Raw genomic sequence first — 22,145 nt, forward strand, 5'->3', positions numbered from 1 at the left:
TATTTTTAAAAGATATTAAATACAGCGTTTAATTGAAGTAAGCTAATAATAGCTAAGAAGATTAAACTGTATTTCATCGCTGTTTTAAATAGGGCAGACTCTTTACCAACTAGTCCAACTGCTGCACAAGCAACGGCTACAGATTGTGGTGAAACCATTTTTGCCATTGTACCACCTACTACGTTTAATGCAACAAGAGTAGAAGGAACGATATTTAATTGATCTGCAGTTACTGCTTGAAGCGGTGCGAATAATGAACCACTTGATACTACTGAACCTGTAATGAATACGCCAATCCATCCTAAGATTGGAGAAAGAATTGGGAATGCATTACCAGTAGAAGAGAATGCCAGTCCAAGTGTAGATGACATACCAGAGTAGTTCTCTACGTAAGCTAAAGCGATAACGCTACAGATTGTATATACTGGAGCTTTTAGTTCTTTCATTGTTTCTACTATTAATTCTTTAACCATTTTACCTTTTACGCGGTAAACGATAAGTGAAACAATAATTGCTAATACGATTGCAGTAGTTGTAGATGAGAATACATCAAACTTGAAAACAGCCGCGAAAGGTGTATCAGCTTTTGTAATTGGTGTAGTTTTCATAACAGCATTATGAAGACCAGGGAACTGAATGTTAAATACTAAGTTTGCTAGTGCGCCATCCGGAGCAAATAAAGCTTTAATTGGTTTTAAATTAAAGATTGTTACGAATGCAGTTAAGAATACGAATGGAGACCAAGCATATAAAATTTGATTGAATGTATGAGATTCTTGTTTTTCTTGTTTTTCTTCTGTAGAAGAAGATTTTGGTTGCCAAACACGTAAGAATAATGCTAGAGAAACCATACTTACAACGGCTGCGAAAATATTAGTAAGTTCTGCACCTAAGAAGTAAGTCACAAGGAACTGAGTTATAGCGAAAGAAAAACCACTTACAAGAATACCTTGCCAAGTTTCTTTAATACCTTTAATTCCATCAACCATTGAAACAAGTAAGAAAGGTAAAACAATACTAATGAATGGTAAAATAAGAACAGTTTGACGACCGATAGTTAATGCGTCTAGCTCAGTTAATTGTGCTGGTACTGTAACTGGAATACCCATAGCACCCATAGCACCACCAGCGATGTTAGCTACTAAACAAATACCTGCTGCTTTTAATGGATTAAAGCCCATACCCACAAGTAATGCAGCTGTAATAGCAACTGGAACCCCTAAACCAGCTGCGCCTTCTAAGAAAGCACCGAAAGAATAAGCGATTAATAATACTTGTAAACGTTGATCATTTGTAATGCTTGAAATACTATCACGAATGATGTTGAATTGCTCTGTTTTAACAGTTAATTTGTAAAGGAAAATTGCTGCGATAACGATAGTACAAATTGGATAAAATCCAGATAAAACACCGAATCCGGCAGATGCTACAGCTACGGTTGCTGGCATTTTATAAACGAATATAGCAAGAATAATAGCGACAATCACACTGTAAAGACCAGCCATGTAACTTTTCATTTTCAGTCCCATTAAACAAATGATGAAGCAGAAAATTGGAAGTGCTGCGATTAGTGCAGATAACCAAATATTGTTTAATGGGTCATAAATTTGTGTCCAAGTACTCATAATAATGACAACTCCTATCTATTTTATGTGAAGAAATTCACATTATTTGTGAAACAATTCACAATCAACTTACATGCTTAGTATATTCTCCTTCAACACTATTGTCAACGTAAAAAAGTATAATTATTCCATAATAGTATTAAAAGAAATACTTTGTTCATAAAGTAGACAAAAAGCAAACTCAAATAGATTTGAGTTTGCTTTTTGAAGTTATTTCTATATTGTTTTATTTGTTCGTATATCATTAATCTTATATGTTAGATGACGTCTTTGCATTAAGTATATAGGATGTTGAAATTTGATAGGTGTCACATGCTGGTCTGAGTTGATCTAGTAAGAAAGAGAAACCAAATGCATTTAATAGGAAGTTTTGAATAACAGTCTGAGCAAGTACAATACGAATTAAAACAACAATAAGTCAATTTTTAATATTACATTATCTTTTTTTACTGAAAATTCCTTTTAGCATAACAAAGAGGTTAAATATAACCCAAATACGTTACGATAGGTTATCAATTATAGACGGTATTTTACAATATCGTTACTGTACGTTGCAGTGAGGTGAAAATATAACAAAAAGCTTGATAAAACAACGTTTGTAAGCAAAGTATTCATAGCCCTTACTTTTGCTTTTTCATTATATCATATAGTATAATATTCAAAATCAGCAAGGAATTTTTCCTGAATTCTTTCCTGATAAAGGTGGAAAAAATTTTCAGCATTATAGGTTGATAAAGTTATGTCGTAACAGGAAATATAAGAACAGATATATAAATAAATAAAAAGAAAATAAAAACGAAAATGAGGGGAACTTTATGAGCCAAAATCAATTCGAATGTCGTATTTCAGAAGAAGATGTACAAATGTTAAGAGCGTTAGCGCATCCGTTACGCTTACGCCTAGTAATGGAACTAATGCAACGTGGAACTTGTAATGTAACACAATTACAGGAAGTGTTAGAAATTCCACAATCAACGGTTTCACAACATTTAACGAAATTAAAACAAAATAAAGTAGTGCGCTTTGAAAGACGAGGACTAGAAGTGTATTATCAAATTCATAATGATAAAGTAAGTGAAGTTGTAAAAACATTATTTTCTTAAAATTTGAATATTATGGAAAAAGACGTGTGGGATATACGTCTTTTTTTATTTGTCAGAAAGGTGATATGAGAGTAAATGTTAGCACGTAAGGAAGAAAAGGTTATCAATTAACATGTTGTTATATGGAATATATTCTAAAGGGAAAAGAAAAGATAGAAAGGAGTGTAGTAAGGAAAAGGAGGAATAGTAGTATGGATGTAAAACGTGTGAAACAAATCTTATCTTCTTCAAGTAGCATTGACGTTACATATGAGGGCGTACCAGTATGGATTGAGAGCTGTGACGAGCAGAGTGGAGTTGCTCAAGTGTATGATGTATCTAATCCTGGAGAAAGCGTTCACGTGAACGTGACGGCTTTAGAGGAGAAGTAATAGAAAAGACGCTTCTAAATGTTTAGAAGCGTCTTTTTTGTATTATTCCATCATACTTGCAACTTTTTTAGAGCAGAGAAGAAGTACAATTCCTAGGACGATAACGATAATACCGATACTTGCAAATACTTCAAGATAACCTAATGATTGTGTAAAGGAAGCAAGTTTACCAGCTAACCAGTTAGCCATACCTGAACCAGCTAACCATACACCCATTAGTAATGATGCTAATTTAACAGGTGCAATTGCACTTACCATTGATAGACCGATTGGTGATAAGAATAGTTCGCCAATTGTATGGAACATATAAGTGATAACGATGAATAATAAGTTTGCTTTAACAGTTATATCAGCTTCAGTACTTCCAGTTTTTAGAACCGCTAATGTTAAAACAAGGTAACCTATACCTAGTAAAATCATACCAAATGCCATTTTTGTTGGTACTTTTAAATCGCCACGTTTTGATTTAGAAAGTTTTAACCATAGCATAGATACGAATGGTGCAAGTAGTACGATGAATGCTGGATTAACGGATTGGAACCAAGATGTTGGAACTTCCCATCCGAAAATTGTACGATCAACAAATTTATCTGTATAAAGTGTTAAAGAACTACCAGCTTGTTCAAAGCCTGCCCAGAAGAATACAACGAAACAAGTTAAAATTACAATTGCCCAAGTGCGATTTTTTTCTTGTTTTGTTAAAGGTTTCTTTTCGATTGCAGGTTGATTTTTTGTTTTTTTACCAACAACTGTTGTTCCTGCTGTACCAAGGTAGCGAGGAGCTAATAAGTTGAAAACAATTTGTCCAATAATCATACCGATACAAGCTGCTAAGAATCCATATTTATATCCCATAACCATAACGCCATCAACGCTTGTTTTAAAGAAATCTTCTGCTAAAAATCCACAAATAAGTGGAGCGAAGAAAGCACCTACGTTAATACCCATATAGAAGATAGTAAATGCACTGTCACGACGTGAATCATTTTCGTCATACAATTCACCTAACAGTGTAGAAATATTTGGTTTGAAGAATCCATTACCAATAACTAATAGTACTAATCCAAGGAATAGTCCTGTTTTTGTATTCATGGAGAATAGTACAAAGTTACCAATCGCCATAATAATTCCGCCGAGAGTAATGGCATGACGTCTTGTAATATAATGATCCGTTAGCCATCCGCCTATAATTGGCATGAAATATACTGCTGCTGTAAAAGTACCATATAATTGCACTGCGACTGCCTTATCAAATCCTAATCCGCCACTAACGGCAGCAGTTGTTAAATAAAGAACTAAAAGGCCACGCATTCCATAATAACTAAATCTTTCCCACATTTCTGTTAAGAACAACAAATATAATCCTGGTGGATGTTTTTTTGGTGATTGTTGTTCTCCAGCTTTTTCTAATTTTAAAGCTGCATCCATTTTTGTTTCCCCCTAATCCTGTATAACGGATATTTATGTAATTATTTTAATTCGCAAAATATTTAGAAGTCAATAGAATTATATGGAAATAGAAAGAAAATTTCTAGAAAAGTTCTATTTTTCTTCAACCGTTACTGTATTTTGCCCTGAAAACGAGATGATAAGCGTTTTCAAATGTAATAATTGAATTCTAAAAGAAAATAAAATAATGATTAATCAGAAAGTTTAGATTAAAAAATTTATTCCGATATAGAGAAAATATATTCTATTTACTTTTATAATATAACATATTGGGAATAAAAATACAAAATGAAATAATGTGACACTTCAGTGAAATGAAAAAACCAGCTCCGTAGAAGGGAGCTGGTTAGAGGTGTATTATTTAACAAAGCGTTTTTCAATGTCATCTAGTAGTAGGTTAGCAGCCATTACACCACCAGCTGTATTCCAAATAACGTCGTCAACTTTGTATGCTGTACCATTTTTTACTGCATTTAAATTTTTAAATAGAGGATCATTGATATATTCTTTTTCTAATTCAGAGCCTTTTTTCTCGTTTCCTTTATCAAATGTGAAGTAGAATAATACATCGCCATCCATTGCTGAAATACGTTCTTTAGATACGTTACGTTCTGCAAAGTCATCTTTATTTTGATCACCAGGACGTTTAAATCCAAGTTCTTTTAAAACAACACCAGAGAATGTATCGCCATGATAAATACGAACATCACCAGGCATGAAGCGAACCATAGAGATTTCTTGATTTACTTTATCGCCTAGTTTTCCTTTTAATTCTTTTGTACGTTTTTCGTAATCAGTTAAAACCTTTTGACCTTCTTTTTCTTTATTTAATGCTTTTGCATAAAATTTGAAGTTATCTTTCCATTCACCACGTAGCGTCTCAGAGAACACAGTAGGTGCAATTGCTGTTAGTTGCTCGTACACTTTTTCGTGACGCATTTTGTTACCGATAATTAAGTCTGGTTTTAAAGAAGCGATTGTTTCCACGTTTACTTGTCCTTCATCACCAACAACTTTTACATCTTTCATTTTATCTTTAATATGTGGATACCATGGATCCCCAGTCCAAGATTTTACAGCCCCAACTGGTTTCACACCTAGTTCAAGTAAAGCTTCAGTTCCTTCATTTGTTAAAATGACTACACGTTTTGGATTAGCAGGAACTTCTGTTTTACCCATTGCGTGTTCCACCGTAATCATTTCTTTTTTTGTATCTTCTTTTGTTTCCTCTGTCGTATTTGATTTTCCACAAGCACTTAAAAGTAATGAAAAGGCTAGTAAAAATACAAATACTGTAAACGATTTCTTTCGTGTTAAATTCATTATGTACCCCCTACATACTGAGAAGTTTTTTCAATAGCAAGCATGATATTAAGCTTTTATCTTTTGATTGTCAATACATATCAATGAAAATAGTTCTCATTATCGTTGACAATGAGAATTAAGTTGAAATACACTTACAACGTATCATTATACATTGAAGGGGAAACGCTGCATGTTATTAAAAACAAATCAAGCAAAATGGATTGGATTATTTGTTGGAATCATTGCAGTCATTATTTGTATTTGGGGAAGTATTATTTTCGGATATACAAATACGAGCTGGAAATTAGCGTTAGATGCTTTTTTTCATTTTAATGGTTCCAATGAACATATTATTATTCAAAATGTGCGTTTACCAAGGGCATTAATTGCAGCTAGTGTTGGTGCTAGTTTAGCCATTGCCGGTTGTCTTATGCAAACTTTAACGAAGAATCCACTTGCTTCTCCAGATTTTATTGGATTAAATTCAGGTGCTGCTTTCTTCATAGTTGTAGCAATTGTTATTTTTTCCGTGACATCATTATCAGCTTTCACGTGGATTGCCTTTTTAGGGGCAGCAATTGCAGCTGTGCTTGTATTTGCTTCTAGTTCTTTAGGAAAAGAAGGGACGACGCCTCTTAAGTTAACGTTAGCAGGGGTCGCAATTAGTGCGTTATTTTCATCATTAACGCAAGGATTACTTGTGTTAAATGAAAAAGCGCTTGAAGAAGTACTGTTTTGGCTTGCCGGATCTGTGCAAGGAAGAAAGTTAGAAATTTTACAATCTGTATTCCCATATTTATTAGTAGGCTGGATCGCATCTCTTATGATGGCAGGGAAAGTAAATACATTAATGATGGGGGAAGACGTTGCAAAAGGACTTGGACAAAGAACGATTTTAATGAAATCATTCGTACTATTTATTATTGTCCTGTTGTCTGGTGGTTCAGTTGCAGTCGCTGGTCCGATTGGGTTTATTGGTATTGTTACTCCGCATTTTGCCAGATTTCTTGTTGGAGTAGATCACAGGTGGAGAGTACCGTATAGCGGATTGTTAGGTGCAATACTATTAATCTTAGCTGATATAGCAGCAAGATATGTCATTATGCCACAAGAAGTACCAGTAGGGGTTATGACAGCGTTTATCGGGGCACCATTCTTTATTTATATTGCACGTAAGAGAGGGCTTAGCAAATGAAGAAGTATATTCCGTTTCGTATAGGAAAAGGCGGGCTCTCGTTTTTAATGTATAAACGAGCTTGTCTCGTCTTATTCAGTTTACTAGTTGTTTTAATAGGATTATTTTTTGCGAGTGCAGGTATGGGAGACATGAAAATTCCTCCGTATGATGTATGGCAAGCGATTACTGGAAATGGCGATGCGATGTCAAATATGGTTGTAAACAAGTTTCGTATGCCGCGTATTTTGATTGCCATCCTTGTAGGAATCGCACTTGCTGTAGCAGGATGTATTTTACAGGGTCTCGTTCGAAATCCACTTGCTTCACCTGATATCATCGGGATTACAGGTGGTGCAAGTGTTGCAGTTGTATTATTTTTAGCTATATTCAGTGATAAAAATAATGCGCTAACCGTAAGCATTCATTATATGCCGTTAGCAGCCTTCGCTGGGGCAACGATTGTAGCGCTTTTTGTATATTTATTTGCATGGAGAAATGACGGATTATCACCGATTAGTCTTGTTTTAATTGGTGTTGGTTTTTGGGCATTAACGAAAGCGGCAACGACTTTGTTTATGTTGTTAGCGCCAATTTATCAAGCGAGTCAAGCGAATGTATGGATTACAGGTACTGTTTACGGCTCTTCATGGCAAAACGTTATGGTGCTTGCGCCGTGGGTTCTCATTTTAACGGTAATATCATTTATAGCTGCTAGACATTTAAATGCACAAGAGCTAGGGGATGATATTGCGGTAGGACTTGGTGTTCCTTTAACGAAGTCACGCGTATTCATGTTATTACTGAGTACAGCTTTAATTGGTGGCGCAGTTGCCTTCGCCGGAGGAATTGGGTTTGTCGGTTTAATGGCACCTCATATTTCACGAAGACTAGTTGGTTCTTTATACGGTGCATTACTCCCAGTTGCGGCTATTGTTGGTGCAATTTTAGTACTTGCTGCAGATTTAATTGGGCGTACAGTTTTCACACCACTTGAAATTCCAGCAGGGGTATTTACATCAGCAATTGGTGCACCTTATTTTATTTATTTACTTTATAAAAGTCGGAATTCATAAAGGGAGATGAATATGCAAAAAGCATTGGAGACGAAACGTTTGACGTTGTCTTATGGTGAAACAATTATTATTGATGAGTTGAATTTAGAAATTCCAAAAGGCGAAATTACAATTTTTATCGGTTCTAACGGTTGCGGGAAATCAACTTTATTACGTTCACTAGCTAGATTATTAAAGCCAACAACTGGTGACATTTTGTTAGATAATCAAGCCATTCAAAGTATGCAAACGAAGCAAATTGCTCGTCAAATGGCAATTTTACCGCAAGGACCGCAAGCGCCAGAAGGACTTACAGTATTGCAGCTTGTAAAGCAAGGGCGTTATCCATATCAAACATGGCTGAAGCAATGGTCAGAAAAAGATGAAGAAATGGTACAAAAAGCACTTGCAGCAACAGGTATGACAGAATTTGCTGAGCGTGATGTGCATGCTCTTTCAGGTGGACAACGTCAACGTGCTTGGATTGCAATGACGCTTGCACAAGATACAGATATCATTTTACTGGATGAGCCTACTACATATTTAGATATGACTCACCAAATTGAAGTGCTAGATTTATTATTTGAATTAAATGAAACAGAACAAAGAACAATTGTTATGGTATTACACGATTTAAATTTAGCATGCCGTTATGCAGACAATATTGTAGCCATTCAAGATAAACAAATATATGCACAAGGTAAGCCAGAAGAAGTAGTAGATGAGAAGCTAGTACGTGATGTGTTCCGAATGGAATGTCAAATTAGTACGGATCCGTTATTTGGGACGCCACTTTGTATTCCGCATGGAAAAGGAAGACGTGTACGTAAAGAGGTCGCTCAGGCAATGAGATAATAAAAAAGTCGATGATGATTCATCGTCTTTTTTATTTTTCGCAAGAGAATAGTAGGAAGAGGGGAATTCGTAAACGTCGTTCATATTCTTCTTCGCTCTGAAAATAAGTTTGATTTGGTGTAGCTTCTTTTATATTTGTAATCGTAAATCCAGCTTGTTGTAATAATGTAAAATATTCTTCCGTTGTACGATGATATTTAATAACTTCTTGATCAATCCAAGGTTCAACGCGTTTTCCCATTTTAAAATAATCATCGACGAGCCAGCTTGTTCTTTTTCCGCTCGTTTGCAAGCTTTCAAATGAAGAAGTAATAACAGGGTGTTGAACACTAAAAGTAAAGGTTCCATTTGTTTTTAAAGCTTCGTACACATTTTGAAAAATGATAGGAAGATATTCAATATAATGTAAGGCGAGTCTAGACGTTACTAAATCAAAAGTAGAAGGAGGGTATGTGTAGTCTTTGAGGTTTAAACAATGGACGGTTCCATTTTTATTTTCTAGTTGTTTTTTAGCTTTTTCATACATAAGTTCGGAGCCTTCAATACCAGTGTAAGAATGGCAGCCATTCTCTAATAATTCCTCGCCAAACTTGGCGTCACCGCAGCCTAAATCGAGGATTTTCTTTCCTTTCACATCACCAATGAGTTGAAAGAAGGCTGGTTTTTCAAGTGATTCATTTGGGCTATTTTCTCGGTATCTTCGTTTCATATATTGTTCAAAAAATGCTTCGTTATTATATACATCAGATTCAGTAAATGCCATGATTGAAGCCCCCTTAAATATTTTTTTTATTCTACCAAATATGAAAAGTAAATGATAGATTTCTTGTAATGAATCATATATAATCTAGAATTGTAAGCGGTTACTTTAAACTATTTTTCTATAATAAATTCTAAAAACGTGTTAAGCTAGTAGAGGGATTATTAGAACTATTAAGACAATAATCCGCTTACATGAACGATGGGAGGCTTCACAATGTCTAGTAAAACACTTGCGAAATTTTTAGAAGAAAATTTAGAGGATTTAAAATCAAAGGGGCTTTATAACGTAATTGATCCGCTTGAGAGTTCAAATGGACCGATCATTACAATTGGCGGAAAAGAATATATTAACTTATCTTCAAACAACTATCTTGGATTAGCAACAGATAGCCGTTTGCAAGAAGCAGCAATTGGTGCAATTCATAAGTACGGCGTTGGAGCAGGAGCTGTTCGTACAATTAACGGTACTTTAGATTTGCATATTAAATTAGAAGAGACAATTGCAAAGTTTAAACATACAGAAGCAGCAATTGCTTACCAATCAGGATTTAACTGTAATATGGCAGCGATTTCAGCCGTTATGGATAAAAATGATGCGATTCTTTCAGACGAATTAAACCATGCTTCTATTATTGATGGTAGTCGTTTATCAAGAGCGAAAATCATCGTTTATAAACATTCTGATATGGAAGATTTACGCCAAAAAGCAATCGCAGCGAAAGAATCAGGTCTTTACAATAAATTAATGGTAATTACAGACGGTGTCTTCTCAATGGATGGAGATGTTGCAAAATTACCAGAGATTGTTGAGATTGCAGAAGAATTAGATTTAATGACATATGTAGACGATGCACACGGTTCAGGTGTACTTGGAAAAGGTGCAGGAACTGTAAAGCATTTCGGTCTATCTGATAAAGTTGATTTCCAAATTGGTACATTATCAAAAGCAATTGGGGTAATTGGTGGATATGTAGCAGGGAAACAAAACTTAATTGACTGGTTAAAAGTTCGCTCACGTCCATTCTTATTCTCCACAGCATTAACACCAGCTGATGCAGCTGCATGTATGCGATCAATTGAAATTTTAATGGAAAGCACAGAGTTACATGATCGTCTCTGGGAAAATGGCCGCTATTTAAAACAAGGGTTAAAAGAACTTGGCTTTAACATTGGAGAAAGTGAAACGCCAATTACACCTTGTATTATTGGTGACGAAGTATTAACACAAGAATTTAGTAAACGTCTAAATGAAGAAGGCGTATATGCAAAATCTATCGTGTTCCCAACTGTAGCTAAAGGAACAGGCCGCGTTCGTAATATGCCTACAGCAGCTCATACGAAAGAAATGTTAGATGAAGCAATTCGTAAGTATGAAAAAGTAGGAAAAGAAATGGGCATCATTTAAGTAACGACATCTTTTGAATAGCTTGCAAATGAGGAGTGGGGAAAATGAAAAAAATTCTAGTAACCGGTTCTTTAGGGCAAATTGGTTCTGAATTAGTAATGAAACTTCGTGATGTATACGGTGCATCAAATGTTATTGCAACAGATATTCGTGAAACAGATAGTGAAGTAGTAACGTCTGGTCCATTTGAAACGTTAGATGTAACAGATGGACAAAAACTACATGATATCGCAAAGCGTAATGAAGTAGATACAATTATTCATTTAGCAGCTTTACTTTCAGCAACAGCAGAAAAAAATCCGTTATTTGCTTGGAATTTAAATATGGGTGGACTTGTAAATGCATTAGAAGCAGCTCGTGAATTAAACTGTAAGTTTTTCACGCCAAGTTCTATCGGTGCATTCGGTCCATCAACACCGAAAGATAATACGCCACAAGATACAATTCAGCGTCCTACTACGATGTATGGGGTAAACAAAGTAGCAGGAGAATTACTATGTGATTATTATCATCAAAAGTTTGGCGTTGATACGCGCGGTGTACGTTTCCCTGGTTTAATTTCTTACGTAGCTCCTCCAGGAGGCGGAACAACTGATTATGCGGTTGAAATTTATTATGAGGCGATTAAAAAAGGCACATACACCTCATACATTGCAGAAGGAACATACATGGATATGATGTATATGCCAGATGCTTTACAAGCGATCATTTCATTAATGGAAGCTGATCCAAGTAAACTTGTGCATAGAAACGCGTTCAATATTACAGCAATGAGCTTTGAGCCAGAGCAAATCGCAGCATCAATTCGTAAACACATCCCGACGTTTACAATGGATTACGCTGTAGATCCTGCTCGTCAAACAATCGCTGATAGCTGGCCAAACTCTATTGATGCAACAGCAGCAATGAAAGAGTGGGGCTTTAAAGCAGAATACGATTTAGACAAAATGACAACTGACATGTTGGCTAAGTTAAAAAAAAAGCTCACAGCTGAGTTAGTGATGAATTAATAGGAAGGGTCGATTCTTAGGAATCGACCCTTTTATTTGTATTTTAGGAATATACAAATAATTACAAGTGTGATAGAATAAGTTAATTTTTGCATAAAGGGGAGAGAAACAATGGAGAAATGGGAGTTAGCAAAGGGAATTTATAATACGTCACGTTTAACAGGAACATTTAAACTTCGATCAGGACAAGTATCAAATCAATACTTTGATAAGTACTTATTTGAATCTAATCCAGTACTGTTATTAGAAATTGCTAAACAGTTGAAAGAGCTCATTCCCTCTGATACAGAAGTACTCGCAGGTTTAGAAATGGGAGGAATTCCAGTAGCAACAGCATTATCTTTACAAACAGGTATACCAGTTGTATTTGTAAGAAAAGAAGCGAAGAAGTACGGTACATGTAAGTTAGCAGAAGGCGTTAATATTGCTGGGAAAAATGTTTGTGTTGTTGAGGATGTTATTACGACAGGTGGTCAAATATTATTAAGCACGAAAGATTTAAGAGAACTAGGTGCGAAAGTACATCATGTTCTAGGTGTAATTGAACGAACGAAAGAGGGAAAAGACAACTTATTAGAAGATGGCTTACAACTACATTCTTTATTTACAATGGATGAGTTAATTGAAGGAGAAAAGCAACATGCAAAGAGTTGACGTTGTATATGCACTAATACATGATGAAGAAACAGATAAAATATTAATGGTACATAATATAGAACAAAACGTTTGGTCACTGCCGGGTGGGGCTGTTGAAAAAGGTGAAATATTAGAGGAAGCACTAATAAGAGAAGTGAAAGAAGAGACAGGTTTAACTGCCGTGGCAGGTGGACTTGTTGCGATCAATGAAAAATTCTTTGAAGAATCAGGGAATCATGCGATACTTTTTACATTCCGAGCAAATGTAGTAAAAGGTGAACTGATTGCGGGAGATGAAGAAGAAATTTCTGCAATAGAGTGGGTGAATCGAACGATCGCAAATGAACGATTCCCATTCTACGATGGCGGATTCGAGGCATTATTAGAAGTAGCCATTCCATATAAGTTTCAATCAGAAACAAAGTGATTGAAAGAAAAAACAGGAGCGACAACGCTCCTGTTTTTCTATTCAATCGTCTTCAGTAGTAACTTTTTCAATAGTGGTTTAATCTTCAGACGTAAATCTTCAGCATGATTTGCAACTAAGAAGTGATGGTTATAAATGTTCTTCATTAATTGATAAGTGGCTTCTTTCGCTTCGCCTTCTTCGATGAAGATTCCGATTACTTCCATACCACTTTTACGAGCAAGTTTGACAGCTTCATGCGTATCTAAAATACCGTCTTGTTGATAGTCTAGCGCAGAAGGCTCACCGTCTGTAAAGACAAGTAAGAATTTATGTTTTTCTGGTCTTTTTGCAAGCTTTTCAGAAACGATACGAATAATATATCCGTCGCGGTTATCTTCTTCTTCGCGAAGCTGCATAATTTCTGGACCGACGTTTGGTAACGTTGAGTTTTTATACGTTACAACTTCATGGATAACGTTTGGCTTATCCTCAGGCTTAGCACTAGAAGCATCTTCCCAAAATCCACTAATGGCGTGCGGGATTTTTAAAGATTTCAATGCTTCATGGAATAGGACCACACTCTTTTTCGTTTCTTCCATTTTGTTATACATAGAACCAGAGCAGTCCACTAGTAGTTGGAATGCAACGTCAAGTTCTTGTGATTCTTGTCCTTTTTTATAAAACATGCGCGGCTGCTTTTCAGTATAAATACGAAGGAATTTCTTACGAAGTCTTCCGTAATATTTATCACTATTTGCATTCGTTTTATTTTCAATCGTTTTTTCGATAATTTTCTTTAATTCTTTTACATCTTTATTAACGACTGATTTGATAGCTTGGTAATCCTTTTTTTCATCAGGATTTGATTTGCGAGCTTCTTTAAATATATGAGAAGCACCAACGTTATACTTACCGTATGCAGCCTCGTTTTGGCTAGAAGCGTGTGAAGCTCTTGCTTCTTCTGTATCAGCGCCATCAAAGTTGGATTGTGTACTCTTTTGAGAAGTACCTTGTACAGAACCAAGTGCTTGGTCGCCATCTTCTGATTCACGAGCAGTATCGCCCATCATATTTGTTTTTGTTCCGCTTTCTAAATCAAAGCGTAAAAAGTTCTCGTGTTCATTGTTTTTATTTTCACGGTGCCATGTCGAGAAGCTTTCATCCATTTTGTTTTTGTTATCATCGTCATCTAGGAGCTGCGTATCATCATTTGCTAATTTTTCAGCGCGACTGTCTTTCTCATCTGCAATCACAGATAAATAAAGCGGAGCATGTCCGAAATAATTATTAAGCATATCATTTTCAAGAAGTCCTTCTAAACGATAGCGAATTTTTTCAACGATATACATAATGTCTTCTGTATTACGAGCTTGGAATGTTTCATGCAAAATTGCTTCAATTTGCTCGAAATATTCATTATTAAACATTTCATATTTATCGCTCGTTAATGAAAGATAGCAGAGACAAAATAGACGATCACCGTGATAGTTACGAACACGATTGATTTCATTTTGTGAACCAAAGTAATTGCGATACATTTCTTTTCTTCTTTTAAAAACATGCTTTGTGCCAGGGCGTAAGTTTTTTACGATTTCCTCAACACGTAAATCTTCTAATAGAACAAATAATTGTGTTAAAAACTTTTTTAAGGGTGATTCTTGTAATTCAATCGCATAAGAACGAATTAAAGTCATGTCCGAGTAATGTTTATTACCAAGTGCTTTTAAAAACACTTCGCTTTTTAATCCGATTACTGTATCCTCTTCTTTTCGATCATCCCAAAAGTGACTAATGACAACCTTTTTTTCAATTTCGTCGTAGTATGCTTTATAGCCATACTCAAGGTAGGCATCGTCTTCTTTTAGAAGAGCATACATTAAGTTTTCCATTTGTAGAAACAGCGACGCATCAATTTTTTTGTCACTAAAAATTTGTCTCATGAATTATCCCTCAAAGAAATAACTTTCTGCTAATTCACGGACAGTCATTTGTTCTGTTTCATCGTTTAATTTTGCGATAATACTACGTTCAATTGCACGCATAACAGGAATATATACACCTAAATCACATGCGTCGATAATGCCACGAATACTTGCTGCTTCTTCACTTACACGTCCATCACGAGCTAAAGGCATAAGGTCGCTTGCAAATGCAACGAACTTTTCAATTGTTGCAACATCATTTAATTTTGATTCAGATAGTAATAGTTCTTTTAATGTGTCACCTTGAATGTATGGAACTTCAATAATAACGAAACGGTTTTTTAATGCTTCGTTTAGTTCACTTGTTCCAACGTAACCTTCATTAATTGCTGCAATTACACGATACTCGTCATCGCCATATACAACCTCTTGTGTAAATGGATTTGTAATCATTTTACGGTAATCTAATGCACCGTGAAGAAGTGGTAACGTTTCAGGTTTTGCCATATTGATTTCATCAATATATAGGAAATGACCGTTCTTCATTGCTTTCATAAGAGGGCCGTTAACGAATGTAACTTCAGATGCGCCATCTTTCGTTTGTAGTGTGTTGTATCCTAAAATACCTTCTACATCTAGGTCAACAGAACAGTTAATGCTATGCATTGGTTTTTGGAATAAAGAAGAAAGAGTTTCAGCTAGTACTGTTTTACCACTACCAGTCGGCCCTTTTAATAGAATGTTTTTGCCAAGAAGAAGCGCTGTAATAGCATCTTCAATAATGCTGTTATCAGATGCTTTATATATTTTCTTTCCAATTAAATGTGCATTTTCACCAGCTTCTTGTTTATTTTTTTCGTGAATGGTTGAGAGCTGTTGTTTTAAATCAGCATGTATATGAAATTGTTCTAACATGTATTTCCCACCTAACATTATTTTCATAAAGTAATACATCTTATGATAACTTGTTTTAATATGGTATGCAAAGAAAAGGAGAGAGGGGAAATGGAAAAGAAAAAGCAATCAATGTTACATTGATTGCTTACAGTAAAGGCGAAATGAGTCGCATGAAAGACTCTAATATTCGTTTTTTGATACTTCTTTTTTGGAATGCGTTCCATTTAATTTCAGTGGAATGCTTAAAGTCGTCTTCAAAATCATGTTTAATATCATGAACGGTTTCTGATTCATATAGTACGCTAATAAGTTCATAATTTAATTCAAAGCTGCGTACGTCCATATTTGCCGTTCCAATTGTCGCGATCTTATCATCAACGAGTACAATTTTTGCATGCATAAAACCATCTTTATAACTATAAATGGAAGCACCAGCTTTTAAAAGCGGAGTGAAGTAGGACTGAGATGCTTGATCACTAATAATACTATCACTTTTACCAGGATATAAAATGCGTACATCTATGCCAGATATTGCACTTAAACGTAATAATGTTAAAGTTTCTTGATCTGGAATAAAGTAAGGTGTAGCGATCCAAATCGATTTTTTTGCAGATCCCATAACAGCTAATAATGTATTGCGAATGCTTTTATCATCTGAGCTTGGTCCGCTCGCTACAATTTGCACAGCACCTTCTGCATGTGAAATTTCTTTACCTGGGAAGTATTGTCTATTCATAAATTGATCCCAAGAATAAGTATTCAACCCACTAGATGCATAGAGCCAATCCTCTAGAAAGATTGCTTGTAATTTATATAACGCTTTCCCTTCTATTTTTAAATGGCTATCACGCCAAATGGGGAATTTTTTTGAACGACCAAGATATTCATCACCGACGTTGAGTCCACCAGTAAAACCGATTTCTCCATCTACAATAACGATTTTACGGTGGTTACGATAATTGACTGTTTCAAGTAACCAAGCTGAAAAAATAGGGTCAAATTCTACAATTTCGATCCCAGCTTCTTTCATAGGTTTTAAAAAGCGTCTTCTTAAAGTGTTACTTCCGAGTCCGTCATAAAGAAAGCGTACAATAACACCAGATTTTGCTTTTTTTATTAAAGCATCTCGAACTTTCGTACCAATCTCATCAGATTTATAAATATAGTATTGAATATGTATGTGATGTTTTGCTTGCTCGATAGCTTGTAAAATTTCTGAGAATGTTTGATCTCCATTTGTTAAAAGTTTTGTCGTCGTTCTATCTGCGGCAGGCCCGCCTCCAAATTTTTGTACGACTTCTGTTAAATGTACAGAACGTTCATGTAAGGGGACTGTGAGTGCTAATTCTAGTCGTCTTCCTTCTAATATTTCACGGAATAATTTTCTTTGTTCTTCTGAACGATGGAGATGTTTTTTTCTTCTCCAACGGCTACGACCGAAAATAGAGTATAAAAGCACCCCTATAACGGGAAGAAGTGCTAATACTAAAAACCACGCTAAGGTGCTTTGAGGAGACCTATTTTCGATGAAAATAACGAATGAAATTCCTATGATTGTGATGGACCAGAGAGCGCCGACAAATGTATATAACGAAATAAATGATGTATTTAATAGGAAAAGAACGATAGATATAATTACAAATATTGATAGTAATTGAACGATAGGCTTCTTCATTTCTATAAAATTCCTCTAATCTTTCTTAAGTATAGACTTCTTATATAAAAAGGTATAATCCGACATTCTTATTATAAAGTGTTTTGTTTTTTTTACAAAATATAGACATTTTCCCCATGCTTTCCGCATTTGTCCTACATACATTATATTGTGACGTTATTATCCAGCTATTTGCTGGTTAATAAACAGTGTAGGAGGGACAAAAACCTTGCCCTTTATATAGGAAAGGGGATAACCATATCATGGATTTGTAACAGGTGCATGATGAAGCCAAGGATATGGTTATTCGTATTATAAGGATTCGTCTTATTATATAGGTTACTAACAAGGTCCGTACTATTCATACAATACCTATTAAGATGAGAAAATGGAAAAGGAGAGGGGAAACATGAATTATATAGAAAATAACGGATTGTATTATCGTAATCATCATCCTCATGGAGGGCACAACCATAATGGCGGACATCACCATCATGGAGGGCACAATCACTATGATCATCACCACCATCACGGAGGCGGATGGGGCTGGGGTGGCGGCTCATGGGGCGGTGGATTTTTCCCAGGAAGTTTTGCTGGAGGCGTGTTAGGTGGACTTACAGCTGGCGCATTAACGGGTGCAGCAAGTGGAGGCTACTATCCAGCACCGTACCCAGTAACTTATCCAGCGCCATACCCAGCACCATATCCAACCCCATATCCGGGGTATCAGCAAATACCATATCCGTATTAAACTAAAAAAGAGGCTTTCCTCTTTTTTTAGTTTAATAAAGTATTTATAAAATTTTTCCAAAATAAAGGTAAAAATATGTTAATATTTTGTTATTGTAATTCAAAAACATATATACTAATTTTAACTTTTATATTATTATCCGTGAATAGTTGTATAGTGTGCTCGAAATTCTATTTCGCTAGTAAAGTAAAGAGGTTAGATATGAGCGGGATTAATAGGGAATAGGCTTTGTATAGAGCTAGCTATAAAGGAATGTAAGAGAATGAATTATAATAAAGTAAGCTAATTATAGCGATAAGAAACTACTATTTATAATTGAAACGGTATTATATTGCTTTTTATTACAAATAATATTATGTTATTTTAATCGGCATATTTCAAAATGTGATGAATGCAAATAGCTATTATTAAGAAATGAAATATCTCTATTTCTATGAAGAGAAACAAGTTGTGTTTTAGTCAGATAGGAAGCAAGGAGAGATGCGCATGCTAGAACAAAGAGGTCATGCATTATATGACTCTTCATTGCGAGATTTAAAGTTAGCATTAGATGAGTCTTCAATTGTTGCGATTACAGACCGAAATGGTCTTATTACATATGTAAATGATAAGTTTTGTGAAATCTCCAAATATACACGAGAAGAGTTAATAGGGAAAGATCATCGTATTTTAAATTCAGGGTATCACCCGAAAACATTTTTTCAAATTCTATGGAAGCGCATTTTGAACGGAAAAGTATGGAGAGGTGAGATTCGAAATCAAGCAAAAGATGGGACGTATTATTGGGTTAAAACAACAATTGTTCCGTTTTTAAATGAAAAAGGAGAGCCGTATCAATTTATCGCGATCCGAAATGATATTAGTAGTAGGAAAGAAGCGGAACAGAGGTTGCGGTTAAGTGAAAGTCGTTATAGGGAGCTTGCGTATCATGATGCTTTAACGAGTTTACCGAACCGATTGCAGCTAATAACGACTGTAAACGAGATGATTGCAGGAAAAAAAGAATTTGGTATGATTTACTTTGATTTGGATCGTTTTAAATTAGTAAACGATACGCTAGGTCATATGATAGGGGATTTACTTTTAAGCGAAGTTGCTTCACGGTTGCATTATGTGCTAGGAGAGAAAGACGTTCTGGCTAGGCTGGGTGGCGACGAATTTGTGCTGCTAACAAAAAATCATAAACAAGATGAAATGAGGCAGTTAGCAACATCTGTGTTGTCATGTTTTCAGGCCCCATTTATGCTTGAAGGTCATGAAGTATACATTTCAGCTAGTCTAGGACTGTGCGCATATCCGCAAGACGGACAAGATGTAGAAACTCTATTGAAAAATTCGGATTTAGCCATGTATAGTGCGAAAGAACAAGGCAGAAATGCCGCGTGTTTCTTTACAGATGAGTTACGTGCGAAAATAAATCGTAGAATGAAAATTGAATTTGCTTTGCAAAAGGCAATCCGTGATGAAGAATTAGATGTGGTACTGCAGCCTATTATTGATTTGAAAACGAAGAAATATACCGGTATTGAGGCTTTAGCACGTTGTTCGACAGAAGAAGGGCCTATTTCGCCAGGCGAATTTATTCCAGTAGCTGAAGAATCTGGACTTATTATAAAATTAGGAGACTGGGTATTAGAAAAGTCATGTCGCTTGTTTAAAACATTGCCAGATTACGAAGAAGGATTAAAGTTATCTGTTAATTTATCCATACAACAATTAATGCAAAAGCGTTTTATTTTATCTGTACGTAGCATTTTAAGGAGAACTGGCTTTCCACCGAATCGTTTAATTTTGGAAGTAACGGAAAGTATCGCTGTTCGCCATTTTGATTATATTATTGCTACATTACAAGAATTAAGAAATATGGGTATTTTAATTGCTTTAGATGACTTTGGAACAGGTTATTCTTCCTTATATTATTTAAAGCAACTGCCACTGGATATAGTGAAAATTGATCGTAACTTTATTCGTGAATTTCATTATGATCACGCACAGCCAGAGCGAACGATTGTAAAATCTGTTATTGAAATTGCCCATAGCTTAAATTTAGCAGTAGTTGCTGAAGGAGTAGAAACAGTAGAGCAAGAAAGTTTATTACAATCTATGGGCTGTGATTACGTCCAAGGATTTTATTATGCGAAACCTTTATCTGTAGGAGAGTTAAAAGAAAAGTTAATTACAGATTTTTAATAAAAAAGAGAAGCTGGTAGCTTCTCTTTTTTTAATTCGTTTTTTGTGAGTTTTTCATTAGTACTGGATAAAGAATAAGACCTAATACGAACAATCCAATTCCTAAGAAGAACGTTTTTAAATCAGCAGTTCCGGTTTTGATAACCCAAATAGAGTATACAAATGCTAATGTGGTAATGATCCCATCCTTTATTCGAGAGCCAGGCATTATATCATACGTTTCTCCTGTAATAACCAATTTGAATTGGTACAGCGTAGAAACAAGGTATGGAATTAAATAAGCTAATGTTGCTACAACGATAGCGAAATTATAAGCTTCTGATACGGTACCAGAAATTGTTGAGAATAAGAAAATTTGCGTCATCACATTTGTAATAAATAATGATTTTGAAGGACTACCTTTTTTATTTGTTTTCGCGAAAAACTTAGGGAAAAGTCCATTCTTGGCTGCCTGGTAAGGTACTTCGGAACTAACAACGATCCAGCCAACTGTAGATCCAAATAAAGATACAAGTGCAAGTAAAGCCATGATATAGGCACCTTTATTGCCAATTGCTAAATTTAATGCGTCTACTAATGGTTTTTGAGATTCTTTTAAAGCATCTTGCGAGAGAGCTCCCATTGTAAGTAAAGTAATTGACATGTAAATAAGAAGAGCGATAATCAACCCGAAAATGGTAGCTTTTTTTACATCGCGCTGAGATTTTGCACGGTTAGAAAGCATTACAGCAGATTCAATACCGATAAATGCCCAAAGTGTTGCGATAGCAGCTGAATTGATTTGTCCACCTAACGAAATTGATTGTCCTGCTTCATTCATAAATGTTTGACCGTCTCCGAAATTAGAGGCATTGAAAATGAATAATGTGATTACAATAAACATTGTAAATCCGATAATTTTTGCAATGGTAGCAAGAAGATTCATATTTCCAGCTCGGTCAATATTTTGAGAAAGAATATATTGAATTCCCCATAACATAAGGCTACATACGAGGAAAGTTAGTCCTTTTCCGAGTTCTAGTGAAAATCCGTTCGTTGAAAAAAGAATTTGCTTACTTTGTAACACTGGAAAGAATGTTGATAAATATCCAGCAAAGGAAATAATAACAGATGCGGTTGCAGCCCAGTTCGCAGCCCAATAGCCCCATGCCATACTATATCCTGCAACTTTACCCGCTTTTTTTGAAGGGAACATCGCTTGAGCATAACTTTGTGGTCCAGCTTTTAATTCTGGTTTTCGGATTGCTAAATTTCCAAATACGAGTGCAATCATAAATACGCCAAGGCCTGTAATACTCCATGCGAGTGTAGAACCCATTGGACCTGATACGTGTGCTAAATTTGCTGGGAGCATAAATACGCCACCGCCAACCATATTTCCGATTACAAAAGCTGTTAAAATCCATAATCCCCATTTTTTCGTTTCCATTTTTGTTAACTCCTTTGTAGTAAGTTTTGCTTAAACATCATTTTTTACTAGCTTTTTGGCAATAAAAAAAGAGCCATGTAGATAAAAAATACCTACATGGCTCTTCGCCTAACGTAGGTACAACGGGAATAACCCTTGTACCT

At 35.4% G+C, this 22,145-nt stretch carries 19 protein-coding genes; 11 read left to right on the forward strand and 8 right to left on the reverse strand.

Translation table 11 applies throughout. From position 1 onward, the window contains the following. Nucleotides 1-5 precede the first annotated feature (5 nt). Nucleotides 6-1,625 carry an L-lactate permease gene (locus GFJ36_RS02605; protein ID WP_087983398.1) on the reverse strand — a complete coding sequence of 540 codons (1,620 nt, stop codon included), beginning with the start codon at nucleotides 1,623-1,625 and terminating at the stop codon, nucleotides 6-8. 815 nt (nucleotides 1,626-2,440) lie between these two features. Between GFJ36_RS02605 and GFJ36_RS02610 the strand changes: the two genes are divergently transcribed. Together GFJ36_RS02610 and GFJ36_RS02615 are read left to right on the forward strand one after the other, a co-directional pair. Further along, nucleotides 2,441-2,728: an ArsR/SmtB family transcription factor gene (locus GFJ36_RS02610; RefSeq protein ID WP_000081429.1), complete on the forward strand. Its 288-nt coding sequence runs from the start codon at nucleotides 2,441-2,443 to the stop codon at nucleotides 2,726-2,728. A gap of 191 nt (nucleotides 2,729-2,919) precedes the next feature. Further along, nucleotides 2,920-3,099, forward strand: a complete 180-nt coding sequence (locus tag GFJ36_RS02615; RefSeq protein WP_000382688.1) for an acid-soluble spore protein H — start codon at nucleotides 2,920-2,922, stop codon at nucleotides 3,097-3,099. Nucleotides 3,100-3,141: 42 nt separating this feature from the next. Here the strand turns inward: GFJ36_RS02615 and GFJ36_RS02620 are convergent, their stop codons facing one another. Together GFJ36_RS02620 and GFJ36_RS02625 are read right to left on the reverse strand one after the other, a co-directional pair. Beyond that, a complete protein-coding gene (locus GFJ36_RS02620) occupies nucleotides 3,142-4,527 on the reverse strand; it encodes a peptide MFS transporter (RefSeq protein WP_087983396.1) in 1,386 nt (461 codons plus the stop codon). Nucleotides 4,528-4,905: 378 nt separating this feature from the next. Beyond that, nucleotides 4,906-5,871, reverse strand: a complete 966-nt coding sequence (locus GFJ36_RS02625) for an ABC transporter substrate-binding protein (protein ID WP_087983394.1) — start codon at nucleotides 5,869-5,871, stop codon at nucleotides 4,906-4,908. Nucleotides 5,872-6,043: 172 nt separating this feature from the next. Between GFJ36_RS02625 and GFJ36_RS02630 the strand changes: the two genes are divergently transcribed. Genes GFJ36_RS02630 through GFJ36_RS02640 form a run of 3 tightly spaced genes read left to right on the forward strand, consistent with a single transcriptional unit; the run spans nucleotide 6,044 to nucleotide 8,937 of the window. Beyond that, complete coding sequence (locus GFJ36_RS02630) at nucleotides 6,044-7,048, forward strand: FecCD family ABC transporter permease (RefSeq protein ID WP_087983392.1); 1,005 nt, start codon at nucleotides 6,044-6,046, stop codon at nucleotides 7,046-7,048. Continuing rightward, nucleotides 7,045-8,103, forward strand: coding sequence for a FecCD family ABC transporter permease (locus GFJ36_RS02635; protein ID WP_087983390.1), 1,059 nt, complete (start codon nucleotides 7,045-7,047; stop codon nucleotides 8,101-8,103). Before GFJ36_RS02630 ends, GFJ36_RS02635 begins: the two co-directional genes overlap by 4 nt. 12 nt (nucleotides 8,104-8,115) lie before the next feature. Further along, nucleotides 8,116-8,937, forward strand: a complete 822-nt coding sequence (locus GFJ36_RS02640; RefSeq protein ID WP_001167960.1) for an ABC transporter ATP-binding protein — start codon at nucleotides 8,116-8,118, stop codon at nucleotides 8,935-8,937. A gap of 31 nt (nucleotides 8,938-8,968) precedes the next feature. Here GFJ36_RS02640 and GFJ36_RS02645 read toward each other — a convergent pair whose 3' ends face one another. Then, nucleotides 8,969-9,700 carry a class I SAM-dependent DNA methyltransferase gene (locus GFJ36_RS02645; protein ID WP_087983388.1) on the reverse strand — a complete coding sequence of 244 codons (732 nt, stop codon included), beginning with the start codon at nucleotides 9,698-9,700 and terminating at the stop codon, nucleotides 8,969-8,971. Nucleotides 9,701-9,913: 213 nt separating this feature from the next. Here GFJ36_RS02645 and GFJ36_RS02650 point away from each other — a divergent pair, with 213 nt between their 5' ends. From GFJ36_RS02650 to GFJ36_RS02665, 4 genes are all read left to right on the forward strand, one after another. Further along, nucleotides 9,914-11,104 (forward strand): glycine C-acetyltransferase, encoded by a 1,191-nt coding sequence (locus GFJ36_RS02650; protein ID WP_000095914.1) that lies wholly within the window; start codon nucleotides 9,914-9,916, stop codon nucleotides 11,102-11,104. A 44-nt stretch (nucleotides 11,105-11,148) separates the two neighbouring features. Next, nucleotides 11,149-12,114, forward strand: a complete 966-nt coding sequence (locus GFJ36_RS02655) for an L-threonine 3-dehydrogenase (protein WP_000723139.1) — start codon at nucleotides 11,149-11,151, stop codon at nucleotides 12,112-12,114. Between the two features lie 111 nt (nucleotides 12,115-12,225). Next, a complete protein-coding gene (gene pyrE / locus GFJ36_RS02660) occupies nucleotides 12,226-12,768 on the forward strand; it encodes an orotate phosphoribosyltransferase (RefSeq protein ID WP_097890759.1) in 543 nt (180 codons plus the stop codon). Next, nucleotides 12,755-13,177 carry an NUDIX hydrolase gene (locus GFJ36_RS02665; RefSeq protein ID WP_060487015.1) on the forward strand — a complete coding sequence of 141 codons (423 nt, stop codon included), beginning with the start codon at nucleotides 12,755-12,757 and terminating at the stop codon, nucleotides 13,175-13,177. Before pyrE ends, GFJ36_RS02665 begins: the two co-directional genes overlap by 14 nt. Nucleotides 13,178-13,215: 38 nt before the next feature. Here the strand turns inward: GFJ36_RS02665 and GFJ36_RS02670 are convergent, their stop codons facing one another. From GFJ36_RS02670 to GFJ36_RS02680, 3 genes are all read right to left on the reverse strand, one after another. Beyond that, nucleotides 13,216-15,099, reverse strand: a complete 1,884-nt coding sequence (locus GFJ36_RS02670; protein ID WP_087983382.1) for a vWA domain-containing protein — start codon at nucleotides 15,097-15,099, stop codon at nucleotides 13,216-13,218. Between the two features lie 3 nt (nucleotides 15,100-15,102). Then, entirely contained in the window at nucleotides 15,103-15,996 is an 894-nt protein-coding gene (locus GFJ36_RS02675; RefSeq protein ID WP_000892965.1) for an ATP-binding protein, read from the reverse strand. A 127-nt stretch (nucleotides 15,997-16,123) separates the two neighbouring features. Continuing rightward, nucleotides 16,124-17,653 carry a cardiolipin synthase gene (locus GFJ36_RS02680; RefSeq protein ID WP_087983378.1) on the reverse strand — a complete coding sequence of 510 codons (1,530 nt, stop codon included), beginning with the start codon at nucleotides 17,651-17,653 and terminating at the stop codon, nucleotides 16,124-16,126. Between the two features lie 388 nt (nucleotides 17,654-18,041). Between GFJ36_RS02680 and GFJ36_RS02685 the strand changes: the two genes are divergently transcribed. Together GFJ36_RS02685 and GFJ36_RS02690 are read left to right on the forward strand one after the other, a co-directional pair. Beyond that, on the forward strand, nucleotides 18,042-18,383 hold the full coding sequence (locus GFJ36_RS02685) for a hypothetical protein (RefSeq protein ID WP_001106408.1): 342 nt from the start codon (nucleotides 18,042-18,044) through the stop codon (nucleotides 18,381-18,383). A gap of 486 nt (nucleotides 18,384-18,869) precedes the next feature. After that, the gene (locus GFJ36_RS02690; protein WP_000893359.1) at nucleotides 18,870-20,573 is read left to right on the forward strand and encodes a putative bifunctional diguanylate cyclase/phosphodiesterase; all 1,704 of its coding nucleotides are present in this window, start codon (nucleotides 18,870-18,872) and stop codon (nucleotides 20,571-20,573) included. A gap of 31 nt (nucleotides 20,574-20,604) precedes the next feature. Here GFJ36_RS02690 and GFJ36_RS02695 read toward each other — a convergent pair whose 3' ends face one another. Then, on the reverse strand, nucleotides 20,605-22,002 hold the full coding sequence (locus GFJ36_RS02695) for an amino acid permease (protein ID WP_000448430.1): 1,398 nt from the start codon (nucleotides 22,000-22,002) through the stop codon (nucleotides 20,605-20,607). Nucleotides 22,003-22,145: the final 143 nt, after the last annotated feature.

It is taken from the genome of Bacillus sp. EE-W1 (assembly GCF_009760835.1).
In the GTDB taxonomy this organism is placed as follows: domain Bacteria; phylum Bacillota; class Bacilli; order Bacillales; family Bacillaceae_G; genus Bacillus_A; species Bacillus_A wiedmannii.